Origin of the sequence: Rhizobacter sp. (assembly GCA_021153565.1) — a bacterium.
Taxonomy (GTDB): domain Bacteria; phylum Pseudomonadota; class Gammaproteobacteria; order Burkholderiales; family Burkholderiaceae_C; genus Albitalea.
The window spans coordinates 1-7,438 of record JAJKJU010000281.1; the positions used below are offsets into that span (position 1 = coordinate 1).

At 62.1% G+C, this 7,438-nt stretch carries 7 protein-coding genes; 2 read left to right on the forward strand and 5 right to left on the reverse strand.

Features of this window, described 5'->3' with window-relative positions; all coding sequences use genetic code 11:
• Positions 1–114: 114 nt before the first annotated feature.
• Entirely contained in the window at positions 115–1,032 is a 918-nt protein-coding gene (locus tag AC30NL_RS17880) for a LysR substrate-binding domain-containing protein (RefSeq protein ID WP_489465340.1), read from the reverse strand.
• 48 nt (positions 1,033–1,080) lie between these two features.
• Positions 1,081–2,904, reverse strand: a complete 1,824-nt coding sequence (locus AC30NL_RS17885; protein ID WP_489465341.1) for an ABCB family ABC transporter ATP-binding protein/permease — start codon at positions 2,902–2,904, stop codon at positions 1,081–1,083.
• A gap of 42 nt (positions 2,905–2,946) precedes the next feature.
• Here AC30NL_RS17885 and AC30NL_RS17890 point away from each other — a divergent pair, with 42 nt between their 5' ends.
• Both AC30NL_RS17890 and AC30NL_RS17895 read left to right on the forward strand, forming a co-directional pair.
• A complete protein-coding gene (locus AC30NL_RS17890; protein ID WP_489465342.1) occupies positions 2,947–3,384 on the forward strand; it encodes an acyl-CoA thioesterase in 438 nt (145 codons plus the stop codon).
• A gap of 52 nt (positions 3,385–3,436) precedes the next feature.
• Positions 3,437–4,081 (forward strand): phosphoribosyltransferase, encoded by a 645-nt coding sequence (locus AC30NL_RS17895; protein ID WP_489465343.1) that lies wholly within the window; start codon positions 3,437–3,439, stop codon positions 4,079–4,081.
• Positions 4,082–4,297: 216 nt separating this feature from the next.
• On the opposite strand, the gene AC30NL_RS17900 is transcribed toward AC30NL_RS17895, so the two are convergent.
• From AC30NL_RS17900 to AC30NL_RS17910, 3 genes are all read right to left on the reverse strand, one after another.
• Positions 4,298–5,131 (reverse strand): SDR family oxidoreductase, encoded by an 834-nt coding sequence (locus AC30NL_RS17900; RefSeq protein ID WP_489465344.1) that lies wholly within the window; start codon positions 5,129–5,131, stop codon positions 4,298–4,300.
• 25 nt (positions 5,132–5,156) lie between these two features.
• Positions 5,157–5,921, reverse strand: a complete 765-nt coding sequence (locus AC30NL_RS17905) for an enoyl-CoA hydratase (RefSeq protein WP_489465345.1) — start codon at positions 5,919–5,921, stop codon at positions 5,157–5,159.
• Between the two features lie 100 nt (positions 5,922–6,021).
• A complete protein-coding gene (locus tag AC30NL_RS17910; protein WP_489465346.1) occupies positions 6,022–7,218 on the reverse strand; it encodes an acetyl-CoA C-acyltransferase in 1,197 nt (398 codons plus the stop codon).
• Positions 7,219–7,438 lie beyond the last annotated feature (220 nt).

The following is a 7,438-nucleotide window of genomic DNA, read 5'->3' on the forward strand; positions in this document are numbered from 1 at the left end:
CAAAGCGCAGCCATAGCTCGTGCTATGGCGAGCATTTGCAACGACGAGCAGGGGCCTTTTGGCGTGATGAGCGGGCATGATCGAAATACTCTCAGCCTCTCTGGCGCAGTGCGCTCAATTTGAATCGCGCAAGAACTCCCACAAGGCCTGTGCCCCCGGCTTGATGTGTCGCGCCATCTCGGGCCGTTCTCGATAGATCCGTAACTCCATCGACAGCTCGCACACGCCCGGTGCCGCAGCTCGCACAAGGCGCTTGCTTTTCAGTTCCTTCTTCACCGAACTGCCCGGAAGGAAGGCAAGACCATGGCCTTCAAGCGCCATTGCCTTGAGACCTTCGGCCATGTCGGTCTCGTAGATCGGGTCGAGGATGAGTGGCGACGGTGCGAGCTTGACGATCAATTCGACCAGGCGGCCCAGATAGGCGCCCGACGCATAGCTCAGGTAGGGCACCTTGGTCGATGGCCCGGCCGGAACATGAAACATCGGCTGGCCTGCATCGTCCGCTTTCGCGTAGGCTGCGAGCGTCTCATGGCCGAGGCTCAGCATCTCGTAGCGGTCGGGGCTCAACTGCAGTGGCTGCGACGGATGGTGATAGGCGATGAGCAGGTCACAACTGCCTTCGGTCAACTGCATCACTGCGTCGTGCACGTTCAGCGTGATGAGCCGGCTCTTGACCGCGCCGAAGCGCTTGCGCAGGTCCATCACCCAATGCGGGAAGAACGTAAATGCCAGCGAGTGCGGCACTGCGAACTCGATCACGTCTTGTCCGGCCACTTGATGGCCACGCATCATGTTCCGCGTTGACTGCAGGGCGCCGAGGATTTCGAGCGCCTGCGAATGAAATGTCTCGCCGGCAGGCGTGAGGCGCGTGGGATAGGACGAGCGATCGACCAGATCGAGCCCCGCCCACGCCTCCAGCGCCTGGATGCGCCGCGAGAACGCCGGCTGTGTCACGTGCCGCAATTGCGCCGAGCGCGAAAAGCTTCGCGTTTCCGCGAGGCTCACAAAATCTTCAAGCCATTTGGTTTCCATGCGTTGTCCCGACGCTGGAGGCGTACTGCCCCTGCTCTACCCTCTTTCTTAAGCGTCATCCCCCGCTTGCTGCAGACGCCACATCTCAGCATACCGCCCGTTCATCGCCAGCAGTTGCGCATGCGTGCCGCGTTCGATGATGCGACCCAACTCCATCACAAGGATCTGATGCGCGTCGACCACCGTCGAGAGCCGGTGCGCGATGACCAGGGCGGTCTTGTTCCGCGCCACGCCTTGCAGTTCCGCCTGAATCGCCCGCTCGTTGGCCGAATCGAGCGCCGAGGTGGCCTCGTCGAAGATCATGATCGGCGGGTTCTTCAACAAGGTGCGCGCGATCGCCACCCGCTGCTTCTCGCCGCCCGACAGCTTGAGTCCACGCTCGCCCACCATGGTGTCGTAGCCCTTGGGCGTGGACCGGATGAACTCGTGAATGCGCGCCGCCTTCGCCGCGCCTTCGATCTCCGCCTGCGTTGCGCCTGCACGGCCGTAGCCGATGTTGTAGGCCACGGTGTCATTGAACAGCACGGTGTCTTGCGGAACGATGCCGATGGCCTGTCGCAAGCTCGCCTGCGTGACATGCCGGATGTCCTGGCCGTCGATCTTGAGTGCGCCGCCCGACACGTCGTAGAAGCGGTACAGCAGGCGAGCGAGCGTGCTCTTGCCCGCGCCGGAAGGTCCCACCACCGCCACCGTCTTGCCCGGCGGTATCTCGAAGCTCAGGTCGTGAAGAATGGGCCGCGAGGCTTCGTAGGAAAAACTCACGCGATCGAAGCTCACGCGGCCCTGGGTCACCTGCAGCGGGGTTGCGTCCGGCGCATCGTCGATCTCGCGTTCGCGCTCCATCAGCGTGAACATCTTGTCGAGGTCGGTCAGCGACTGCTTGATTTCGCGGTAGATCACGCCCAGAAAATTCAGCGGGATGTAGAGCTGGATCATGAAGGCGTTGATCATCACCAGATCGCCCAGCGTCATGCGGGCGTCAACCACGCCGCTGGTTGCGCGCCAGAGCATCAGCACGAGGCCCGTGGCGATGATGAGTTGCTGGCCGGTATTGAGAACCGACAGCGTGGTCTGCGACTTGAGCGCTGCGCGCCGCAGCCGCTCAAGGCTTTCGTCGTAACGCTTCGCTTCGTAGTCTTCATTGTTGAAGTACTTGACCGTCTCGAAGTTCAGGAGCGAATCGATGGCCTTGGTGTGCGCCGTTGAATCGAACTCGTTCATCTGCTTCCTGAACTGCGTGCGCCAGTTCGTGACCGTGATGGTGAAGGCGATGTAGATGACGAGGGCGCTCAAGGTGATCCAGGCGAACCACGCGTCGAACTTCACGGCGAGCAGCGTCAGCACCACCGTCACTTCGATCAGCGTGGGGATGATGCTGTAGAGCGAGTAGGAGATCAGCGAATGCACGCCGCGCGTGCCGCGCTCGATGTCGCGCGTCATGCCGCCCGTCTGCCGTTCGAGGTGGAAGCGAAGGCTCAGGGAATGCAGGTGGCGAAACACCTGCAAAGAGATGCTGCGTGCCGCGCCTTCGGTGGCCTTGGCGAAGATGAGTTCACGCAGTTCGGTGAACAGCGAGGTCGACAGCCGCAGCGCGCCATAAGCCAGCAGGATCCCGATCGGCACCACCAGCACTGCGCGGACATCGCCCGGAGGAATCGTCAGGCTGTCGACCAGGTTCTTGAGCAAGAGTGGCACCGCGACGTTGGCGAGCTTGGCGCCGATCATGAACGCCAGCGCGAAGATCACCCGCCAGCGGTAGCGCCACAGATAAGGCAGCAGCTTGCGCAGCGTCGCTGCGTCGGAGTGGGCGCGTGCGGGCGCGGCCGCGCCGGCAAGGGGGACAGCAGGGACATCGAGAGTGGCGCGGCGCATCGTGAAAGAATGTGACGGAACAGCCTGAGCAGGTGAAGGAATATGCCCGAAATTACAAGTGCCTTCGACAACTTGATTCCTGACTCGCTTGCGCCCCTGAAACTGCCCGACGATCGCGAGCTCGTCATGCGCGTCATGCCCATGCCGGCAGACGCCAACGGCAACGGCGACATCTTCGGCGGCTGGATCATGGCGCAGGTCGACCTGGCTGGCTCCGTCCTGCCGGCGCGGATCTCAAAGGGACGCATCACCACAGTGGCGGTGAACCAGTTCGTGTTCAAGCAACCGGTGTCGGTCGGCGATTTGCTGAGCTTCTACGCCAAGGTGGAACGTATCGGGCGCACCTCGGTGACGGTACATGTCGAGGTGTATGCGGAGCGCAATCCGGCGAATCTGCATGTGGTGAAGGTGACGGAAGCCAACCTGACTTTCGTGGCGATCGACAAGGACGGGCAGCCGCGTCTGATTCCGCACACCTGATCGGAACCGGCCCAACTCGACCTTTGTCGAACGCATCGCTTGGGAGCTTTCAATGAAACCCTTGCTGTCGACGCGAGAAGAAGCCGGGCGCCTGCTGGCGCAGCGGCTCATGAGTCACCGTGGTCGCAACGTCGTCGTGCTGGCTTTGCCGCGCGGTGGCGTGCCGGTCGCAGCTGAAATCGCTCGTGCGCTTTCCGCCCCGCTGGACCTGCTCTTCGTCCGCAAGATCGGGATGCCCTGGCAGCGCGAGCTGGCCTACGCGGCGGTGGTGGATGGGAATCCGCCGGTGGTCGTGATCAATGAAGAGGTTGCGCGCATCGAACCGATGAGCGACTCGGAACTGGAACAAGCAACGCGCGAGGAGATCGCAGAGATCGAACGCCGGCGAGAGGTCTACATGGCGGGACGCGCGCCGCTCGACGTGTCGGGGCGTGAAGTCATCATGGTGGACGATGGTCTGGCGACCGGGACGACGGCCAAGGCGGCACTCGAGGCCTTGCGCAGGCGCCATCCATCAAAACTGGTGCTCGCTGTGCCGGTGGCACCCGAGGACACGGTGCGTGAGATCAGCGGCATGGTGGACGAGATCGTCTGTCTTGGCATGCCAGATCCGTTCCATTCCATTGGCCTGCACTACGAAGACTTCCATCAACTGGAAGACGAGGAAGTCCTCGCGATACTGCGCTCGTTTTCCTAGTCCTGGTGTCGCGCCAAGCCACAAATGCCGGCTGCTCGCTTGCTCTCGAAGCGCATTGCGGCGTTGCGCCTCCTCGCCATAGCCATAGCCATAGCCATAGCCATAGCCATAGCCATAGCCATGGCCATGGCCATGACTCGTCGGCGCGCCTTGCACTGCGCTCCGACAGCTGCGCGATCAACCGACACTTGTGGCTTGACGCGACACTGGGGCAATTCAATCGACGAAGAAATCGGGAATGAAATCCTTCGTCCCCGGCTTCACGCTGTACTTCTCCAGGTCGGTGATGCCGTGCTCCGCCAGCAGTTCGTCGTCGATAAAGAAATTCCCCGTCGTGTTGCGCGCGTCGCTCGTCAAGATCAGATGCGCCGCATCCGCCAGTATTTCGGGCGTGCGGCACTTGTTCAAATCCGCTCCCGGAATCATCTGCAAGGCCGCTGTCGCGATCGCAGTTCTCGGCCACAAACTGTTGACCGCAATGCCGTGCGGCTTGAATTCGCCCGAATGCCCAAGCGTGCATTCGCTCATGCCGTACTTCGCCATCGTGTAGGCCACGTGGTTCTTGAACCAGTGCTGCTTCATTGACAGCGGCGGCGACATGTTCAGCACGTGCGGATTGCGTCCTGATTGCGCTGACTTGATCAGATGAGGCAGGCATGTCTGCGTGCACAGATATGTGCCGCGCACATTCACGCCAAACATCAGGTCGAAGCGTTTCATCGGCGTTTCGAGCGTGGGGGTGAGGCTGATCGCGCTCGCGTTATTGACGAGGATGTCGATGCCTCCGAACTCCTGCACCGCCTGCGCCACCGACGCCGACACGCTCGACTCGTCGCGAATGTCGGTCTGCAGCGGCAAGGCCTTGCCGCCTGCAGCCTCGATCTCGGCGGCCGCCGAGAAAATCGTCCCCGGCAGCTTGGGATTGGTTTCCGTCGTCTTGGCTGCGATGACGACGTTCGCGCCATCCCTCGCTGCCCGCTTGGCGATCGCGAGGCCGATGCCCCGCGATGCGCCGGTGATGAAAATGGTCTTGCCTTGAAGTGTGCTCATGTTGTGGAGTCTCTCTTGTGCATGGTCAGGAGAACTGCTTGAAATCCGGCTTGCGCTTTTCGAAGAACGCCGTGAACGCTTCGCGCGCCTCCGGGCTGGTGAGCCGTTCCTGGAACACAGCCCCTTCGACTGCAATCGTTTCCAGCACGGAAGCCGAACTTGAACGACGCATCAGCTTCTTGCTCTCTCGCACGGCGCCAGGCGGAAGGGTATTGAATCGCTCGGCGATTCGTCGCGCGTGATTCACGACTTCGCTGGCCGGCAGCACCGCGTTTGCCAAGCCAAAGTCCACGGCATCCTGTGGCGAGAACGGATCACCAAGAAGAAGCTTCTCGGCCGCCTTCGCATGGCCCAGCAGTTGTGGAAGGATGAGGCTGGATGCGAATTCGGGCACGAGACCCAGGCTCGTGAAAGGCATCGCAAACCGCGCCTCGTCGGACACATAGACCAGGTCGCAATGCAGCAGCATCGTCGTGCCGATGCCGATAGCGGCGCCGGTCACAGCCGCCACCACGGGCTTTTCGCAGGTGAACAACGAGTTCATGAACTGGAATCCGGGCGAGTCCTGGCCTTGCTTGGGGCGTTGCAGGAAATCTTCGAGGTCGTTGCCCGAAGTGAAGATGCCCGGCTGCCCGGTGATGAGCACCGCGCGGACATTCGCATCGCTGTTGGCATGGCGCAGTGCAGCGGCCATGGCGGCGTACATGTCGACGGTGATCGCGTTCTTCTTCTCGGGGCGGGCAATCTCGATGGTCGCAACGCCATTCAGTATTGCTGTCTTGATGCTCACTGTTGACTCCTCGGAAAACTGGAAGGGGTGCTCGGGTTGTCCCTGTGGATCAGGCGCCTTTTGACGTGCTGCTCGGACACGTTCGAAAACTCATAGCCTCTCAGACGCGCTCGAAAATCCCGGCTGCGCCCTGGCCGGTGCCGACGCACATCGTGACCATGCCGTACTTCAGGTTGTGGCGGCGCAGTGCGTGCACCACCGTCGCCGCCCGAATCGCACCGGTCGCGCCAAGCGGATGGCCGAGTGCGATCGCGCCGCCCATCGGGTTGACCTTGGCCTGGTCGAGACCGAGGCTATTGATCACCGCCAGCGACTGTGCCGCGAAGGCTTCGTTCAACTCGATCCAGTCGATCTGATCCTGCGTCAAGCCGGCGTACTTCAGCGCCGCCGGGATTGCCTCGACCGGCCCGATGCCCATGATCTCGGGCGGCACACCGCGAGCCGCGAAGCTGACGAAACGGGCGAGCGGCTTCAGGTCGTACTGCTTGATCGCCTTCTCGCTTGCGAGGATCAGCGCGCCGGCGCCGTCGCTGGTCTGCGAACTGTTGCCCGCCGTGACGCTGCCCTTGGCGGCAAACACTGGCTTCAGCTTGGCGAGTCCTTCGATCGAGGTGTCCTTGCGCGGACCTTCGTCGAGGCTGACGGTGCGCGTCTTCATGCCTTGCTCACCGGTCTCGAGCTTGGGAAAACGGTCGACGACGTCGATAGGCGTGATCTCATCCGTGAACTCACCCGCCGCCTGAGCCTTCAGCGCGCGCAAGTGCGATTCGAGCGCGAAAGCGTCCTGCGCCTCGCGGCTGACTTTCCATTGCGCCGCGACCTTCTCGGCGGTCAGGCCCATGCCGTAGGCGATGCCGACGTTCTCATCCTTGGCGAAGACCTCGGGATTGAACGACGGCTTGTTGCCACCCATCGGCACGAGGCTCATCGACTCGGCGCCGCCAGCAATTAGCACGTCAGCTTCGCCCACGCGAATGCGATCTGCCGCCATCTGGATGGCCGTGACGCCGGATGCGCAGAAACGGTTCACTGTCACGCCGCCCATCGGATGAGAGAAGGCCAGCGCCATCGCGATGCGCGCCATGTTCATGCCTTGCTCCCCTTCCGGGAACGAGCATCCGATGATGGCGTCTTCGATCGCCTTCGGATCAAGCGACGGCACCTGCGTCATCGCACTGCGCACGGCCGCGACCAGCAGGTCGTCGGGGCGCGTGTTCTTGAAGTAGCCCCGGCCGGAACGCCCGATGGGCGTGCGGGTGGCGGCAACAATGTAGGCATCTTGAACTTGCTTGCTCATTTGTCAGTCCTCTTGTGTTTGGACTTCCTCTGCCCGAAAGGACGAAGAGGAATTTGCTCCCTCTCCCGCTTGCGCCGAAGAAGGTTGCATTACTCCCTCTCCCACTTGCGGGAGAGAAAGTTGCATTACTCCCTCTCCCGCTTGCGGGAGAGGGCTGGGGTGAGGGTGATGGGCCGTCAGCCAATTGAGGATGTGATTCAAAACCCCATCCGTTTCGACC